Origin of the sequence: Maribacter sp. 4U21, from assembly GCF_002742365.1 — a bacterium.
GTDB lineage: Bacteria > Bacteroidota > Bacteroidia > Flavobacteriales > Flavobacteriaceae > Maribacter.
On sequence record NZ_MDGN01000047.1, the window covers coordinates 1 to 15784 of the forward strand.

At 37.4% G+C, this 15784-nt stretch carries 18 protein-coding genes and 2 pseudogenes; 11 read left to right on the forward strand and 9 right to left on the reverse strand.

The genetic code is table 11. The features are described from left to right. The 4 genes and pseudogenes from BFP77_RS17595 to BFP77_RS09715 all read left to right on the forward strand — a co-directional run. Positions 1 to 139: pseudogene (locus BFP77_RS17595) on the forward strand (IS30 family transposase); the annotation flags it as partial. Positions 140 to 448: 309 nt separating this feature from the next. Next, positions 449 to 886, forward strand: a complete 438-nt coding sequence (locus BFP77_RS09705; RefSeq protein ID WP_257212928.1) for a hypothetical protein — start codon at positions 449 to 451, stop codon at positions 884 to 886. A 175-nt stretch (positions 887 to 1061) separates the two neighbouring features. Beyond that, a complete protein-coding gene (locus BFP77_RS09710; RefSeq protein WP_257212929.1) occupies positions 1062 to 2075 on the forward strand; it encodes a DNA topoisomerase IB in 1014 nt (337 codons plus the stop codon). Then, positions 2072 to 2956 carry a mechanosensitive ion channel family protein gene (locus BFP77_RS09715; RefSeq protein WP_099573840.1) on the forward strand — a complete coding sequence of 295 codons (885 nt, stop codon included), beginning with the start codon at positions 2072 to 2074 and terminating at the stop codon, positions 2954 to 2956. The genes BFP77_RS09710 and BFP77_RS09715 overlap by 4 nt, the downstream gene beginning before the upstream one ends. A 32-nt stretch (positions 2957 to 2988) precedes the next feature. On the opposite strand, the gene BFP77_RS09720 is transcribed toward BFP77_RS09715, so the two are convergent. Then, positions 2989 to 3201, reverse strand: a complete 213-nt coding sequence (locus BFP77_RS09720; RefSeq protein WP_099573853.1) for a DUF2945 domain-containing protein — start codon at positions 3199 to 3201, stop codon at positions 2989 to 2991. Between the two features lie 285 nt (positions 3202 to 3486). On the opposite strand from BFP77_RS09720, the gene BFP77_RS09725 reads away from it, so the two are divergent. Continuing rightward, complete coding sequence (locus BFP77_RS09725; RefSeq protein WP_099573841.1) at positions 3487 to 3750, forward strand: hypothetical protein; 264 nt, start codon at positions 3487 to 3489, stop codon at positions 3748 to 3750. A gap of 62 nt (positions 3751 to 3812) precedes the next feature. Beyond that, positions 3813 to 4262 (forward strand): ferritin-like domain-containing protein, encoded by a 450-nt coding sequence (locus BFP77_RS09730; protein WP_099573854.1) that lies wholly within the window; start codon positions 3813 to 3815, stop codon positions 4260 to 4262. A gap of 51 nt (positions 4263 to 4313) precedes the next feature. On the opposite strand, the gene BFP77_RS09735 is transcribed toward BFP77_RS09730, so the two are convergent. Beyond that, positions 4314 to 5333, reverse strand: a complete 1020-nt coding sequence (locus tag BFP77_RS09735) for a helix-turn-helix transcriptional regulator (RefSeq protein WP_143751891.1) — start codon at positions 5331 to 5333, stop codon at positions 4314 to 4316. 224 nt (positions 5334 to 5557) lie between these two features. Between BFP77_RS09735 and BFP77_RS09740 the strand changes: the two genes are divergently transcribed. Then, positions 5558 to 6250: an SOS response-associated peptidase gene (locus tag BFP77_RS09740; protein ID WP_099573843.1), complete on the forward strand. Its 693-nt coding sequence runs from the start codon at positions 5558 to 5560 to the stop codon at positions 6248 to 6250. Here BFP77_RS09740 and BFP77_RS09745 read toward each other — a convergent pair. Further along, positions 6247 to 7287, reverse strand: coding sequence for a helix-turn-helix domain-containing protein (locus BFP77_RS09745; protein ID WP_099573844.1), 1041 nt, complete (start codon positions 7285 to 7287; stop codon positions 6247 to 6249). The two genes, BFP77_RS09740 and BFP77_RS09745, sit on opposite strands and share 4 nt — an antisense overlap. A gap of 155 nt (positions 7288 to 7442) precedes the next feature. Further along, positions 7443 to 8489 (reverse strand): helix-turn-helix domain-containing protein, encoded by a 1047-nt coding sequence (locus BFP77_RS09750; RefSeq protein ID WP_099573845.1) that lies wholly within the window; start codon positions 8487 to 8489, stop codon positions 7443 to 7445. Between the two features lie 226 nt (positions 8490 to 8715). Here BFP77_RS09750 and BFP77_RS09755 point away from each other — a divergent pair, with 226 nt between their 5' ends. Both BFP77_RS09755 and BFP77_RS09760 read left to right on the forward strand, forming a co-directional pair. Beyond that, positions 8716 to 8877: a DUF1328 family protein gene (locus BFP77_RS09755; protein WP_099573846.1), complete on the forward strand. Its 162-nt coding sequence runs from the start codon at positions 8716 to 8718 to the stop codon at positions 8875 to 8877. Between the two features lie 49 nt (positions 8878 to 8926). Next, complete coding sequence (locus BFP77_RS09760; protein ID WP_099573847.1) at positions 8927 to 9109, forward strand: hypothetical protein; 183 nt, start codon at positions 8927 to 8929, stop codon at positions 9107 to 9109. Positions 9110 to 9225: 116 nt separating this feature from the next. Here the strand turns inward: BFP77_RS09760 and BFP77_RS09765 are convergent, their stop codons facing one another. From BFP77_RS09765 to BFP77_RS09775, 3 genes are all read right to left on the reverse strand, one after another. Continuing rightward, the gene (locus BFP77_RS09765) at positions 9226 to 10701 is read right to left on the reverse strand and encodes a hypothetical protein (protein WP_099573848.1); all 1476 of its coding nucleotides are present in this window, start codon (positions 10699 to 10701) and stop codon (positions 9226 to 9228) included. Positions 10702 to 10806: 105 nt separating this feature from the next. After that, positions 10807 to 11331 carry a hypothetical protein gene (locus tag BFP77_RS09770; protein WP_099573849.1) on the reverse strand — a complete coding sequence of 175 codons (525 nt, stop codon included), beginning with the start codon at positions 11329 to 11331 and terminating at the stop codon, positions 10807 to 10809. A 5-nt stretch (positions 11332 to 11336) separates the two neighbouring features. Further along, positions 11337 to 11741: an arsenate reductase family protein gene (locus tag BFP77_RS09775; RefSeq protein WP_099573850.1), complete on the reverse strand. Its 405-nt coding sequence runs from the start codon at positions 11739 to 11741 to the stop codon at positions 11337 to 11339. Between the two features lie 133 nt (positions 11742 to 11874). On the opposite strand from BFP77_RS09775, the gene cls reads away from it, so the two are divergent. Beyond that, on the forward strand, positions 11875 to 13299 hold the full coding sequence (cls, locus tag BFP77_RS09780; protein WP_099573851.1) for a cardiolipin synthase: 1425 nt from the start codon (positions 11875 to 11877) through the stop codon (positions 13297 to 13299). A 56-nt stretch (positions 13300 to 13355) separates the two neighbouring features. Continuing rightward, complete coding sequence (locus tag BFP77_RS09785; protein WP_099573855.1) at positions 13356 to 13928, forward strand: hypothetical protein; 573 nt, start codon at positions 13356 to 13358, stop codon at positions 13926 to 13928. A 1-nt stretch (position 13929) separates the two neighbouring features. Here BFP77_RS09785 and BFP77_RS09790 read toward each other — a convergent pair whose 3' ends face one another. Both BFP77_RS09790 and BFP77_RS17600 read right to left on the reverse strand, forming a co-directional pair. Beyond that, positions 13930 to 15450 (reverse strand): GH3 family domain-containing protein, encoded by a 1521-nt coding sequence (locus tag BFP77_RS09790; RefSeq protein WP_099573852.1) that lies wholly within the window; start codon positions 15448 to 15450, stop codon positions 13930 to 13932. A 160-nt stretch (positions 15451 to 15610) separates the two neighbouring features. Further along, a pseudogene (locus tag BFP77_RS17600) lies at positions 15611 to 15784 on the reverse strand (IS30 family transposase); the annotation flags it as partial.

Genomic DNA, 15784 nt, shown 5'->3' on the forward strand with positions numbered 1-15784 from the left:
GAAAACGGACCTTAATCAAGTCTCAATAGAGAGAATCAAAGAAGTGGAATTATTACTAAATTACAGACCTATTAGAAAGCTTAACTATTACAACCCTATTGAAGTCCTAAAAAATAAGTGTGTTGCACTTATGGATTGAACACAGCAATACCCTTAAAACGAAAATTAATACTACGATAAAAACAAAAAGGCCTTGATTGCATTTCAGCAAATAATGAAATGGATACAGCAAAGACGGGATTAGCTGTGCTATTAGCTTTGCAACAGACAAAATTTTAACCTAAAATATTATGAAATGAAAAATTAATTACCATTGTTACCATAGCAGCTCTCATAGCTAGCTGTATAGCTAGCTGTAATGTGAAGAAGGAAGAAAAAGGAGAATTACTCGATTTATATTGATGTCACGACTGATACCTGAAAATTACCAGAATACGAGGTAAACTGGATGGACGTGAATGTCGGTACGATCACAAAAACGGTAAAAATACCGAAAGTAGTCATCGTTATGGAAGAGGAAGATGATGAGGTGTCATACATAGACGTAGATATGCCTGATGGTGATGATGCCGATGTAGAGGAACGCACCATTATGGTGGAAGCAGAGGTTACGGATACCGAGCATACCATTGATATCCGAAAAATTTTTGCTTCTGGAGAAAAGCTATTTGTGGTAGCTGAATTGTCCAAAACGGAAAAAAGCATAGGGGATAAAAAAATGCGCGTTTCTGACCAAGTTGTACTCAATGTACCTAATATGGATGTAAAATATTATATAGTTGGTGAAAAACCAGACCGCATCTTTAATTCAAAATATACCTATGTCTCTGATATGAGCGAATTGGAAGCGGATATGAACGATTACAGTGTTATCTATCAGCAATAGATTTCACTAGAGTTGGTTGGTTAGTTTATGGTCCTGATAACTCATTGTTAGGATCATATTTTTGATTAGATAATTTACTTGTACATTAAAACATAAGACTTTCGACAATACTAAAATTATATATCAATTCATCAATGAACCTGAGGATGCCGTTGCACACCTGAACTTAAAATATGTGCATAAGGATGAGTTACCCATTCTACGCCTAAAAAATGGTAAGACCTTTGAGTACCTTCTTAACAACCGTCCGCTGGCAAAACAAGATGAACTTCAACGTATTAAAGAATTGGTGATTCCACCAGCTTGGGAAAATGTTCAGATTTCTGATTTGAGCAATGCGCACTTACAGGCTTTTGGATACGATTTAAAAAAACGAATACAATACCGGTATCATCCGCTTTGGTTAAGAATAAGGAATAGGACCAAATTCTATAGAATGTCCGCCTTTGGCAACGTCTTACCCCAACTAAGATCAAAAGTAGATGCGCACCTAGCTCTCCCAGGTTGGCCCAGGAATAAAGTCTTGGCATTAGTCGTAAGACTTATGGAGGAGACACATATTAGGGTAGGTAGCAGACAGTACGCCAAAAGAAATAAAACCTACGGCCTCTCTACACTTAGAAACAAACATGTCTCCGTCCATAAAGAGAAAGTCCGATTTAAGTTTACCGGAAAGAAAGGCAAGAAGCACGACATAACACTGAGGAATAAAAAGCTAACTAAACTTGTAAGTAAATGCGAGGAAATCCCTGGTTGGGAGCTATTCCAATTTTTTGATAAAGCCGGAAAGAAAACGGCCATAGACAGTGGTATGGTCAATGATTATATAAAACAGGTCGTTGGAGACGCCTTTACTGCAAAAGATTTCAGAACTTGGGCAGGAACAGTAATTTTCTTTGACTCACTTAGGTCGTTCCCAAAGACTTGTAATCCTAAAATATTGCATTCCAATACGCTAAGGGCTTACGACGTGGTAGCCAAGGAGCTCGGAAATACAAGAAATGTTTGCCGCAAGTATTACGTACACCCGCTACTTCCTTTGGAATATGAAAAGGGAAACTTGACTGAAGTTTTCGAGAACGTCGATACAACGACCCATATTCCCAATCAATCGGCATCAGAAGCCGTTTTGCTGAAGTTAATACAAGAGTATAGTCCATTACAGAATATTAAGAAAAATATAGTATGACAAATCAATTTTCAGAAGCCTGGTCTGGAATGATCGAGAAGTTAGACGCTTGGTTCAACGCCCTTGTGGTAAACTTGCCCAATATCATTATTGCGGTGGTAGTTTTTACCATAAGTCTAATTGTATCGCGATACGTAAGCAAGGTGGTCACTAAAATTCTGTCGAACACAAAGCTACAGGCTTCCGTGCGAAGCTTACTTTCCAAAATAGCATCTATAGTAGTGTTCCTATTGGGCCTCTTTCTGGTATTGGGTATCCTTAACCTAAGTAAGGCCCTGAACACCATTTTGGCCGGTGCAGGTGTAGTTGGCTTGGCAGTAGGCCTGGCATTGCAAGGAGCCTTGGCAAATACCTATTCTGGTATAGTCCTCTCTTTCATAAAGCACATTAAATTTGGAGATTGGATAGAGAGCAATGGTTTTGAAGGCGAAGTAGTCGATTTAGATCTGCGCTCGGTAACCTTAAAACAACCTGATAATAATTTGGTGTACCTCCCTAATAAAATGGTAGTGGAAAACCCTATTAAAAATTACTCTACAACGGCACAGTCCCGAGTTATATTACAATGTGGGGTGGGTTATTCTTCCGATTTAGAGTTTGTGCGAAAATTAGTAAAGAAAACCATTCTGGAAAACTTTGATGCGGTAGAAAATAAGGAGGACATTATTTTCCTTTACCAAGAATTTGGAGACAGCTCCATTAACTTTGAAACTAGATTCTGGATTAATTCCACCTCAGCGTTAGAGGTTGCCAAGGCTAAAACCGATGCTATGATCGCTATCAAAAAAGTGTTCGATACAAACGAAATTAATATCCCGTTCCCAATACGGACGTTAAACCTTCCGGAAAGTCTTAAAATAGAAAAAAACAAATCCGAATAGGAATTGGTCTCGTTATATCAGTTTTTAAAGTATTAGTCTACGCGTTCTACTTCACTTTCGCTTTTAAGAACGTAATCTCCATCCTCTTGAGAGATATATAGGGCTTTGTCGCCAGAACTGCCATTTCTGGTCACCTCAGTGCCCTTTATAGTCTTTGTCACCTTTGAGCTAAACGTTTCCTCGACAGTGCCTTCTGCACTTCCGTGGCCCCATTTCCATGAAACCTTTGTACCTTTTCTTATCATAATAATGTACTCGTTAAAATTTGTGTTTCCCATCACATCTAATTTTTGGAGAACTGTGTGATGGGAAAATCATTTTGCAGTACAAAATGCACAAATTTAGAAACTATGTGAATAACCAACGGTGTAAATATCTTTAAAATAAAAATTTTTTTCAAAAACTAAAGCCCTCATTTTTAGCCCTATCGCTTTTAAAAATTAATCCAAAAGGATATGGGTTAACAGTGACGTTTTTTTTGACAATCCTTTTCACCTTACCGCGGTAATTTTAGTTAAAAACACCAAGCTATGATTACAACAATTCAAATTTTATCGGGTTTAGCCATACTCTTGGCCATCGGATTTATAGCGCTCATCTTAAAAAACGCAGTATTTGAAAAATCGAATTCAGCGATACAGGTTTTTGAAGAAGAGCCGATTGAGGAGTCCTTTATAAGTGTTGACACGGAAGTGCTTCTTGCCAAAGAACCCAAAAACACTCACGGCATTCCTCAACTGAAAGAAAAATTAAGACAGTTCAAGAACAGAAATCGGTTTTACGATATACAATAAGGAGATGAAAATTGACCGGCATCTTTAAAGTAAACGGTCATTCACTTAAAACTTTACCTATTATGAGCACATACACAGAAGAAGTGGGAGAAAAATTAAACGACCTTTTAGAGAAAACCTATGATGCAGAAAAAGGTTTCAAGAAGGCTGCAGAAAATACGGAGCACAGTGCCCTAAAATCATATTTTCAGGGAAAAGCACAACAGTGTTATGATTTTGGCCATGAGCTGAAATCGGAAATTAAATCCTTTGGACAAGAAGTGGACAAGGGCGATAGCCTAACCGGAAAAGCACACAGAGCATGGATGGACGTTAAAGCATTATTTTCTTCTGATAATGAGGAAGCTATGCTAGAAGAGGCTATACGTGGGGAAAAAGCTTCAATAGAGGAATATGACGATATTCTAGGGGATACGTCCCTACCCTCTACTACATCCGCTATTTTAAGAAATCAAAAAGAGGCCATTGAAAAAGGGCTTTCTACCATTAAATCTTTAGAAGATATAAGCTAATAAACAGTTATATCAATAACTAAGAAGGAGGCCTTTGTCAAGACCTCCTTCTTAATTTATAATTTGTAGCGCTTCATTTGTTTTCCTCTTATACACTTTTGGACTACAACCATATTTCTTTTTAAAGATCTTACAAAAATAGCTTCTACTGGTAAACCCTATGGAGTATACGACCTGAGAGATATTTAAATCCGTAGTTCTTATGAGCTCTTCGGCTTTTTCAAGCCTTACCATTCTTATATATTCGCCCAATGTTTTTGCGTGCATGAATTTAAAACCCAATTGTAATTTGGAGGGAGAAAGTCCCGACTTAGAAGATATGCTACTAATGCTATGAGGTATTTCAGGATAGTTACGGATAAAGTCACTAATATCACTTATGGTCTCTAATTCTATTTTCAGCAAGGAGGTAGAAGGTGAAATTCCCTGTTGAATGTCCTTCTTAAACTGCTCCAGTTGTTTCGCCAATATCATATGGCACAGCCCGTGAAAATGAATCAGGGATGAAACAGAATTTACAAACTTGGCATTTTCCAACTGTTTGATCAATTCCCCAATTTCAAGATTGAATTTTCCGTAATGAAAGTATCCTAAACGCTTATTGTAGGAATTTAATAAGGCGATAAGACCCCTGCCGGACTCAATAGTGTCGTCCTTGTATAAATCAAAGTCTATTTTAATACAATTAAGCACCACGTGCTCCTCTTTTTTAAAAAGGAATTTACTACGGTGATCACGGTCATTAAACAGTACCACGGTTTGCAACTCCTCTAATTTTGTTACCTGTGCCCTTCCTTTGAACTTATGAAAGCAATTGCCCTTTAAACAATAAAACAGATATGCACAATTACTATTATCGGGACCTAGAACTACTTCTTGGTCCTGTCCCAAGGTCACATCAAACTCCATAGCCATTAGACCCCTGTCCATGGTAACACAATGTATCTGTCCACTGCCTATTTCAGCACTTAATTCTAGGTAAGGAATTGCATTTTTATCGGTAATGGTACCTGATAAATATTCATTCAAAAGCGATAGCTCTTGTTGCGAAATTTTCTTTCTTGCTTCCATAACAGTTGTTTTAAGGTTGAACACATTGCTATTTTCACCAAAATTAGACCGCTTTTAAGCGGAGGCTTGCCGAAATAGAATAAATGTTTAACAATATCGCTCCTGTAGCACCTATTTGCCCATATGCATTAAACAACTTATTCTTAACGAGTTATAATTTTTACGATATGAAACAATAGCTCATATACAAATTTCCGACCTTGCAACATGTAAAAAGAGAGTAGATGTATTTTAAAATTTCAAATACGGCGAAGCGGGAGCAAATGGAAAAGTGGACGGATACCTCTTTTAAATACCCACATCTTTATGAACCACAAGTGGTTATAAACGGATTAAACGAGGTATCCATACCTATTATCACGATAGATAAACCAGATGAAATGAATTTAGCCATTTGGGGTATGTTACCAGAGCGGTACGAAGAGGATTGGACTATTTTTCAGAATACCACCAATACGCTAAACCTGCATGAAGCCTCCATGAATTCTGATTTGTGGTATGTTGATGCCCTTAAATATAGAAGATGTCTTATTCCGGTAACCGGGTTCTTTACGTCTTACCTAAGCGAAGGAAAAGCATATCCCTACTACATTAGTCTCAAAAATAATGAAACGTTTTACCTGGCCGGTGTTTATAATACGCTAGAGGATGGATTTATTACCTGTTCTTTATTGGTTGGTAAGGCGAACAAATTCATTAAAAAATATCAAAACCTAGTGGACTGTATGCCGCTGATAGTTACACCCAACGAAAAAGACGCTTGGTTAGACAAAAGCATCCCTTTAAAGGATATTAAACAGTTTCTAAAAAGTCCGGTAGCTAACAAATACCAAGCCAATCCTATTGCTAAAGAACTGTTTAATAATGATATTACCTACGATAGTATGTTGCTACCCTACCAATATGACAATTCCTAACGATCAACACCTATCTTCCCCACAGATTTTAATTGCTTTCTATAATCCGTAGGTAAAATACCATAAGCATCATTAAAGATTTTAGAGAAGTAACTTCTACTCTTAATACCTATAGCGTATACTATCTCGGAAACCGAAAGATCTGTGTTTTTCAAATAATCCCTAGATATTTCCAATTTTAACTGTCTTACATATTCGTTCACGGTCTTAGAATACAAGACTTTGAAACCAAGTTGTAATTTCTTTGGGCTTAAACCGGATTCCTTGGCAAGCGCTTCTACCGAGAGATGACCGGAAATATTATCCAAGATATATTCGGACAAGGTATTTATCTTTTTAATATCCGCTCTGGAAAGAGCATCCGGCAGTGATTTGTTCGTTTCAAAATCATGATGCTCCAATAATTGAAGTGAAAGAATCAGGTAAATTCTTCCTTCTATGGACAGGGACCTAATGATACCGTTATCATGAACATTATCCAGGGCCTTTACCTGATCTTCGATTTTAAGACTAAAACTACCTCCATGCGTGTAAGGAAAACTACCTTCTTCATCATTGAAGACCGACAGTAAAAGCTCGTTCAAATACGTAACGTTATTGTTCTTCTTTTTCAAATAATCCTTGCGCAAAATCCTGATAAAATTCACCTTTAAATCTCTCCCTTTTGGAAAAACAAAGGTCTTCTTAGCATAGCGCTTGGGTGAAATAATGATATTCTGGTACTGTTCAAGGTCTAAGTACTCTTCATTATCATCTTCACTATATTTAAAGGACCCTTTGGAAATAAAAATGAACTCTATAGGCGATACACTGGTAGTCCCGAATATCAATTTAATATTTTGATGAAAGGTAACGTTGCAATCTAAAAGGGATACACCCCAATCAAATCCAATATTTCGTATGGTTCCTTTTCCAATCTCATTATCAAACTCTAAAATACGCTCTCCCCACTCCTCTGTCAGCTTTCCTGCTAGGCAAGAATTCAATTGATTTAGGATATGCTCATCCTTTATACTCGTTATTATAATTTCTCGCATTTCTTTGACTATAACACAATTAATTATTGTGCTACAAAGAAATCCCAATACCTAAAAAGTGATTAACAATATTGAAACGTTAATTAACACTAATGGGCAGTTTTACGATTAAAGAATATGTTAAAAAGTTAAACAAAACATTCTTTTCCAAGGGTTTAAGCTGATTGTGGAGGTTCATTTTTTGGTTGGCTAAGCTTCTTTAGGTATTGCTTTGGGGTCATGGCGTACCGTTCCTTGAAAAGTTTTGAAAAGTAGCTCCTGGAGTTAATTCCTATCTTGTAAGTGATTTCGGTGATATTCAACCCTGTGGTCTCCATTAGATTTTTTGCCATTTCCAATCTGGCATTCTTGATGTATTGATTTACGGACAAACCAAACAAATGCTGAAACCCACTTTGTAAGGTATTCTGGTTTAGACCTACTCTTCTTGCCAGGGCCAAGATATTATCCATATGCTCTAGCTCGGAATTTATGATCTCCGCGGCCGCTTCTATTTTTTCTACAGTGGCCTGTCTTAAAATTTTTCGTTTATCAGGATCGGTAAGGTCATCGAGGTACTGCCGTAAATGATGTGCAAGTATCTCATAACACTTGCCTTCTATAAATACACTTTTGGTAAACCCCGTGTGTTCACAATCATTACTTTCATCAATACATTTTGCGATATCCAAACTATAGTGCCCTCTGTAAAAAAATAGATTCACCCCATTTACATCCCTAAAAAGGGCCTCTAGTTCCGCATTCATATCCGGTAAGAAAGATTCTATTTTTTCTTCAAAGCGTTTACGATTGATCTCCAGGTTAAAAAAGCAGATAGGTTCGTTTGCGGGAAGCGTAATGACATTACCATGTCTACTGTTACAACTTAGTATGGCACTCTCCAAATGGCGTATTTCCTGTACTTTTCCCTTACCATCGAATTCGTGCGTAAAAGCGGATTCGCTATTGAAAATAATTTCAAGTGGCTGCACAAGGGACTGGTTAAGCTCAAACCGTACCTCTTCCTTTAACCTCATATCCAAATTGATCATCCCCATGCCGTGAGAAAATGCAATAGCCTTTATATTGCCCGTGCCAATGTGTTCTGGAATATCAACACACACTTCATTATTCTCTTGTTCATAATCCACACCCAATCGCTTGGCAATGTCCTTTACTACGTCTATAACACTAAGTTCTCTTAGCTCTTTTTTGTTTCCCATGTTCTGTTAAATACGATAGGTAATATACTATTTTTTAGAATCAGTTAGATTGAAAAAATCGATGGAGTTAAAAATAGAGTCTTCTTCCACTATCCTAGTGAAATACAGGTATATGAGTCAATCATTACTGTAATACAACAAAGAAACCAGCCCGAATCCTAGCATCTTTGTATTGTAAATAAAAGGGATAGACCCCAAAACACACAAACCATAAAAACAATTATATATGTTACGTTGGACAATAACTTTTGTAGTATTAGCATTAGTCGCCGGAGTATTAGGCTTTGGAGGAATAGCGGCAGGAGCTGCAGGAATCGCAAAAATTTTATTTTTCTTGTTCATAATTCTTTTTATAGTATCCTTATTAAGAGGAAAAAAGGTCTTATAAATCTGAGGCAAGACAATCATAGAAGAACTATTAACTTAAAACCATAAAAATGAAAAGGTCATTATATTTATTTGTTCTCACGCTGTTTACCATAGGACTTGCGATGAGTTGCAGGGAAGAAAAGACAGCCGGGGAAAAGATTGAAGATGGAATAGAAAAAGTAGGTGATGGTATTGAAGACGGAGCAGAAGAAGTAGAAGATGCTGTAGAAGACGCCGCAGACGATAATTAAACAATTACACTAGCCTGAATTAAAGGATAAACTATATAGTTTATCCTTTTTTTGTACTGCTACCCAATCGTAGAACCTAAGCGACCAATTTGCATTGGCAATGGATTGTCCAAAAGTTAACGGGTCTCTTTTTTTCCGTTTCCGGAAAGCACATCTAACATTCCATCCTGTAGAGAAATCCATAAATAGTTGAAAAAAGATTTGTTCTGATGTCTCTCTACTTGTAAAGTGCCGTATCTATAACCGTTTTCATCTGCTCTGGAACCATCGTCAACAAATAAATTTCCTATTAAGGTAATCAGTTTATTCACCCTTAACTTATCCCGCTCCATAACACTAAACTTAAAGTCATGATACCGCATTTTAACGTCTCCAACGGCGGTATGTTCATCTCCATCAATGGTGAAATAAAGATTTTGGATGTCTCCCTCTGTGCGAACCCTTAAATTTGGCTCCAAAAAATCATTTAAACTAGAGATATCAAAGTCCAATAGACTCCCTGATGCCACAAATCGTTGATTAGGATTATTGACGTTAAAAGCCCAATTAAGCGCTAGTCTACCCTTTCCCATTAGACTACTGACCAATGAAATTTCTAAATCTTTTTCTTGAGAAGAAAAATTGGAAACGTTGGTAATTTGACCACCAACATTCTCAAATCGAAGCTCCCCAGCTTTGGTCTTATGCCGCGCCTCCTCCTCATACACGACCGTACTTTTGGAGATAGCGATAGTATCGAGCATTATTCTGAGCGGTAGATTTCGTAACACTTTGGCGTATAAAGGCTTATAGGTCATGTCATCCGGTAAGTTCTTATCCCGAAAAATATCCACGGAAAGACCGTTTATATCAGTATTTGGAACATTTATAAAAAGGCTATCTTGTTCGTAATACAATATCGGATTTGTCATGTGCAACATGGGAAGTTTCAACCCAATATGGTCACGTTCAAAACTGATTTGTGTGCTTAATTGGTCTTTAGATAATTTTGTATTTAAACTAAGGTCAGCCAAGGTGAATTTTTGATCAGAAAAGGTAGTTTCCTTGATTTTCAATTCTTCGAATTTATTGATGGTACTCCTAAGGTTTTTGAAACCATAGTATAGGAAAGCAAAACGAAATGGAATTTTGGCATTGATTATTTCTGGATCAGTCTCTCCACCAGTTAACTTTAGATGTAAGGAGTCTATCTGAAGATTTCTTTTTCCATTGCGCCATTTCGCCTTTATACTGCCGTTTTTTATACGGATAGTCTCGATGCCAGTTGTTTTCAGTAATTGCACATCCTTAATATCTTTCTCCGCTACCGCCTCAGACTTTTCAAATACAATTTGCGGTCTACTAAAGATAACCTCAGCTATATCCAGCTTTTGATTTACAATCAGATTCCAATAATCAATATCATTTATTTCAACTTCTTCCAAATCTATGGTCAGTGCCCCTGAATGCTGATTTTCTTTCGAAATGGATATCGATGGTGTAGAAAAAAATATACTACCCGTGAAAATATTTACTTCCACGCTAGAGTAATCAAGGTTAACGTGCCCGGGCAATTTCTTTTCCAATATATCTTCCAGGTAAGGTTTTACCATTAATTGCAGCATAAAAGCGAGCACTAGTGTTAACTACACGATGGTGAGTAAAATAGTTCTTATACCCTTTTTCGACATTATACAGTACTTCTGATTTTTACCTATCTATTCATCTTCAGTTTTCACCAATGGGTGGTCATCTAGTCCAAGACCTACTATTTTTATAATGTTTACAATGGTATTGTATAGCATTAAGACTACCACAATAAGTGCGGCACTTAGTATACTGGATATAAATATTGAAAGATAATAAACTATACTGAACCAATCATTTGGGAGAGCTTCTGACTGGGTTACTGGCAAATTGAACAATAAAAAGCTGATTAGCGAGCTTACAAAGACCACGGTATCCAGTTTGGCTATTTGTAGAATATGGAGGTAATGGTCCTTCTTTAATTTGGACTTTGCACCGGAACTTATTCCCAATACTGTTAACAACAGGGCAAGAATGGTCGCTGAAGCCAAACCAATGGTATTACATAAAGTATTGATACCAGAAACAGAGTTTTTAATCAAGGCTTTTGCCTCGTAGCCACTTAATTCACCTAACAGAAAAGTACCCAAGAGCATGACCATCATTGAAATTGCCCCACCCGTTACGGCTCGCTTTGTATACCTGCTTAATTTCAAAATACCTAATTTTTCTCTAGGCCTGCACTATCGGGTTCAATGTACTTCTTAAATGCAGCTGCGGAATCCAAGTTCATGTGTTGGTTGCCATTTATTGCAATTGGATTTTTAAGAACTTTGGGATTCTTTTCCAGCAACTGCAACCATGTTTTTTCGTCAAGATCAACACTATCCTCTCCATATTCTGATTTAAAATCAGGATGGTCCTGGTCAATTAGCTCTGAAATTTTTTTCTCTAGTCCGTCAGCGATTTCTGCCCATTGTTTTGCTGTGACCTTGGTTTTACTAACATCAACGCCAAGCACTTCTTTCTCCGCTGAGTTTACGTAGGCATTGATCTGTTTACCCAAGGAACTCTCCGAATTATAAAAAAATGTAATTTGTCTACTATCTTTTGCTATGCTTCCCATAATTTGTTTTTATAGTAAACTAAGGTTTAAGAAGGGAATTTATTAACTCTTTTCAAATCAATACTGACCAGAATGCTATTTAAGAAAAATGTATGTCCAAAAAGACCTATATTGGCTTTAGATACCCGTAAACATGAATACTTATATTCTTATTGCATACCTATTTATTTCTGTATGGAGTGCCATAAATATTATATTCTACGGTTCTCGCCCAACTAAAATGGTTAGTTGGATCTTGGCCGTTTTCACCCTACCTTTTGCAGGGGCCTTGTTGTACTACCTCTTCGGAGTAAACAGAAGAAAGTTTAAACTTTTCAAACTGCGTCAGACGGAAAAAAGAAAGCATTATTCCGAAACCTACAAAGAACTCAAAAATGGCAAACATAGCGTTCACGAGTTTAATAGTTCCGCCAATGATAGAATCGCGAATCTCATCCGTAAGAACAGCTACTTTGCCCCCTATGAAGGCAATAAAATTACCTTGCTCAATACTGGCGAGGAAACTTTTAAATCTATCTTCGAAGCTATCGAGCATGCCAAAGAATCCATACATATTCAATATTACATCCTAGAACAAGGTGAACTTCTGGACACCTTCTATGAGCTGTTTAAAAAGAAACGAAAAGAAGGAGTTGAAATAAGAATGATCTACGACTCCTTTGGAAGCTCAAAAATGCGCGGAAAGATGGTCAAGAGATTCAGGGACCTTGGGGTGAAGGCCAGTTCTACGATGCCTATTCGTTTTGGGAATTTATTGTTCACCCTGAACTATAGAAATCATAGAAAAATTATAGTCATCGATGGCAGCATTGGTTTTACAGGTGGTTACAATGTATCCGACAAGTATATAAAACCTATTTCAGATTTAGGCGTTTGGCAAGATTTACATCTTAAAATCGAGGGGCCTGCGGTGAATAGCCTTCAACGCGTATTTGTTAAAGACTTTCATTTTGCCACCAAGGAGAAACTAATGGCAGAGGATGCTTGTTTTCCTAAAATTGCTGTCAAAGGTGAACATGTCGCCCAAATTATCTCCAGCGGCCCGGACTCCAAGTATCCTTCTATAATGCAGCAATATTTGGCTATGATCAATGCTGCTGAAAAAAGCATCTGTATTGCCAATCCCTATTTTATACCCGGGGCACCAGTCTTAGAAGCTTTGCGCATTGCTGCGCTAAGTGGAATAGAAGTAAATTTATTGGCACCAAAAAAATCTGACTCCCTCTTGGCAAAATATAGTATGTTTTCAAGATTTGAAGAACTGCTTCAAGTAGGGGTAAATATTTACCTGCGCCCAGATTTTTCCCATAGCAAGGTCATTGTAATAGATAATAGAATGGCTTCAGTAGGTTCGGGAAATTTTGACTATAGAAGTTTTGAGCATAATTTTGAAACCAATGCCCTAGTTTATGACAATGTAATAGCTAAAACCATTGCAGAATTATTTAAATCACATTGTAAAAAAGAGATACAGTTAGAATATGTTGCTTTTAAAAATAGACCTATCCTTACAAAGTTCGTAGAAGGCTTGGCTAAATTTTTTAGTCCACTGTTATGACGTATCGTTCAACTATCCTAGTACTATTTAAACTTTTTTTTACTTTTCTTTTTACTATGAAAACGCAAGCGCAACACATCATACCCCAAGAAATATACGAAGAAGCAAAGGTTGCTCTTTCTCATTATCCAGAATTGGCAAATACACCCATAGAATTTAAGTTTAAGAGAAAAATAAGGAAGTCCACAATGCAAGCGCAACCTGTTTTTGGACAGCTATTCAAATCCAGGAAAAAGCGTGGATATAAAATATTGATCAGCGAGGAAATAGTCATTAATGGAAAGGTCATAAAAACTGCGGAAATGCCTGCTGATATCATGATTGGTTGGCTGGGTCATGAGCTAGGGCATGTGTTGGATTTTAAAGAAAGAAGCGGACTGAATTTAATCGGTTTTGGTATAGGATATCTTTTTTCAAAAAATTACATAAGAGGAGCGGAGCGCAGAGCCGATACTTTTGCGGTAGCTCACGGTATGGAAAAATATATTCTCGCCACTAAAGAATTCATACTCAAAAAAGCCGGACTCTCTAAAAAATATGTGGAGCGCATTAAGGATTTATACCTATCTCCCGAGGAGATAATGACGCTTGTGGAAGAACGCGATTTACCTCTAGAAGGCTCATCGTAGTTTATTGATTAGCTACAAATTCCCCCCATTCACCAAACTTTTCTTCGCCCATTACCCGCTCCATTTTAACCTGGCCTCCCTTTTTCTTACTTGCATCGTTCCAAGCATAAAAAACTTCAGGATGTACCAAGTGTACCTTAACTCCTTCTAAGGCCTTAGACCGTGCTACCTTATAGTTCTTGTTCGCCTCTTTTAGAGCGCCATCAAGAGCTTCAACAACTGCTGTCTCATTCAACTTAGCGGTAGTCCCAAGATACCACGTATGATAGAAACCATCGTCGTACTTTTTAGCGCATAAGGTGTACTCAGGTATAGTACAATTAAACTCCTTTTCCAGATGCTGCACGGCATCATCCATCTTGTTCACGGGTAACTGTGAGCCAACCGTGTTCAGGAAAAACTTTGTTCTGCCCGTTATCCTAATTTCTGCTCTGGACACATCAGTAAATTCAATTGTATCCCCTATCATGTAGCGCCATGCGCCCGAAACAGTACTCATGATTAGGACATAATCCTGATTTTCTTCAACATCTGACAGCATTACTGCTGGCGCGTCCTGGATTAGCGAACCATCTTCATTAATATATTCCGCTTTAAAAGGGACGAACTCAAAGAAAATACCATTATCCGTCACAAGCTTCATAGCATCCGTTTCTGGCCTATTTTGAAAAGCGATAAATCCCTCCGAGGCCAAATACGTGTCAATAACGGTTATAGGCCTACCCAAAAGGGCCTTAAAACTTTTTTCATAGGGGCCAAAAGCCACGCCTCCAGAGGTATAGACTTCAAGATTGGGCCATATCTCATGGATATGGTTTAAACCATGTCCTTTAATAACTTCTTTCAACATCAATTCTATCCAAGAGGGTATTCCGCTAAGTGCGCCGATATCCCAATTGGGTGCCTCTTCTACAATCTTTTTTACTCGCTTATCCCAATCTTGTATTTCCGCAATCTCCTTACCGGGTTTGTAATACCCTTGGAACCAAGAAGGAATATTACTAGCACTGATTCCACTAATCTCGCCTTCCAAATGGTCGTCTTTTTCTATTAAGTCCGTAGAGCTCCCTAGCATAAGGATACCTTTTTCAAAAAAATCTGCAGGAATATCAAAGTTACTTAGGGCAAGTACTTGCTTAATTCCGGCATTTTTGATAGCATTAATCATATCCTCGGTTACAGGAATACGTTTACTGGTCTTTCCCGTGGTACCTGAACTTAGCGCAAAATAATTTGGAATTCCTGGCCAAGTAACATCTTCCACATCGTCGTGAAGTCTACTCCACCACCTTTGGTTTATAGAATTATAGTCAAAATAAGGCACCTTACTTTTAAAAACTTCATAAGTATTGTCCTCGCTGAAGATGCCATTAAAATTGTAATATCTTCCAAAGTCGGTATCAATCGCTTTTTTTAACAAAGAGGTTAGAACATCTTCCTGCTCTTGTACCGGATTAGAATCTCCAGTGACCCTATCCGCTACATCAATGATTCCTTTAATAAGACTTCCAATAACAGGCATACGAGTGTTTTTATGATTGCTCAAAATTACCATTTGGTAGTTATAGTACTTTACTCTAAAGAAGTAAAGCTTAACTGTAATGAAACCAAAGACTAAAAAGACTGGACTTTAAGCCACTGCAATTAATTGATTAAAAAAAGGTATTGGTTTATTGCTGTGTTCAATCCATAAGTGCAACACACTTATTTTTTAGGACTTCAATAGGGTTGTAATAGTTAAACTTTCTAATAGGTCTGTAATTTAGTAATAATTCCACTTCTTTGATTCTCTCTATTGAGACTTGATTAAGGTCCGTTTTCTTAGGGAAGAATCGTCTAATAACTCCTATTCTATT

Bases quoted from the DNA above. Each gene is read 5' to 3' on its own strand.
- BFP77_RS09720 (WP_099573853.1), bottom strand. From the start codon at position 3,201: ATGATAAGAAAAGGTACAAAGGTTTCATGGAAATGGGGCCACGGAAGT.
- BFP77_RS09745 (WP_099573844.1), bottom strand. From the start codon at position 7,287: ATGCGAGAAATTATAATAACGAGTATAAAGGATGAGCATATCCTAAAT.
- BFP77_RS09755 (WP_099573846.1), top strand. From the start codon at position 8,716: ATGTTACGTTGGACAATAACTTTTGTAGTATTAGCATTAGTCGCCGGA.
- BFP77_RS09775 (WP_099573850.1), bottom strand. From the start codon at position 11,741: ATGGGAAGCATAGCAAAAGATAGTAGACAAATTACATTTTTTTATAAT.
- BFP77_RS09725 (WP_099573841.1), top strand. From the start codon at position 3,487: ATGATTACAACAATTCAAATTTTATCGGGTTTAGCCATACTCTTGGCC.
- BFP77_RS09765 (WP_099573848.1), bottom strand. From the start codon at position 10,701: ATGGTAAAACCTTACCTGGAAGATATATTGGAAAAGAAATTGCCCGGG.
- BFP77_RS09790 (WP_099573852.1), bottom strand. From the start codon at position 15,450: ATGCCTGTTATTGGAAGTCTTATTAAAGGAATCATTGATGTAGCGGAT.
- BFP77_RS09735 (WP_143751891.1), bottom strand. From the start codon at position 5,333: ATGGAAGCAAGAAAGAAAATTTCGCAACAAGAGCTATCGCTTTTGAAT.
- cls (WP_099573851.1), top strand. From the start codon at position 11,875: ATGAATACTTATATTCTTATTGCATACCTATTTATTTCTGTATGGAGT.
- BFP77_RS09705 (WP_257212928.1), top strand. From the start codon at position 449: ATGGACGTGAATGTCGGTACGATCACAAAAACGGTAAAAATACCGAAA.
- BFP77_RS09760 (WP_099573847.1), top strand. From the start codon at position 8,927: ATGAAAAGGTCATTATATTTATTTGTTCTCACGCTGTTTACCATAGGA.
- BFP77_RS09715 (WP_099573840.1), top strand. From the start codon at position 2,072: ATGACAAATCAATTTTCAGAAGCCTGGTCTGGAATGATCGAGAAGTTA.
- BFP77_RS09740 (WP_099573843.1), top strand. From the start codon at position 5,558: ATGTATTTTAAAATTTCAAATACGGCGAAGCGGGAGCAAATGGAAAAG.
- BFP77_RS09730 (WP_099573854.1), top strand. From the start codon at position 3,813: ATGAGCACATACACAGAAGAAGTGGGAGAAAAATTAAACGACCTTTTA.
- BFP77_RS09785 (WP_099573855.1), top strand. From the start codon at position 13,356: ATGAAAACGCAAGCGCAACACATCATACCCCAAGAAATATACGAAGAA.
- BFP77_RS09750 (WP_099573845.1), bottom strand. From the start codon at position 8,489: ATGGGAAACAAAAAAGAGCTAAGAGAACTTAGTGTTATAGACGTAGTA.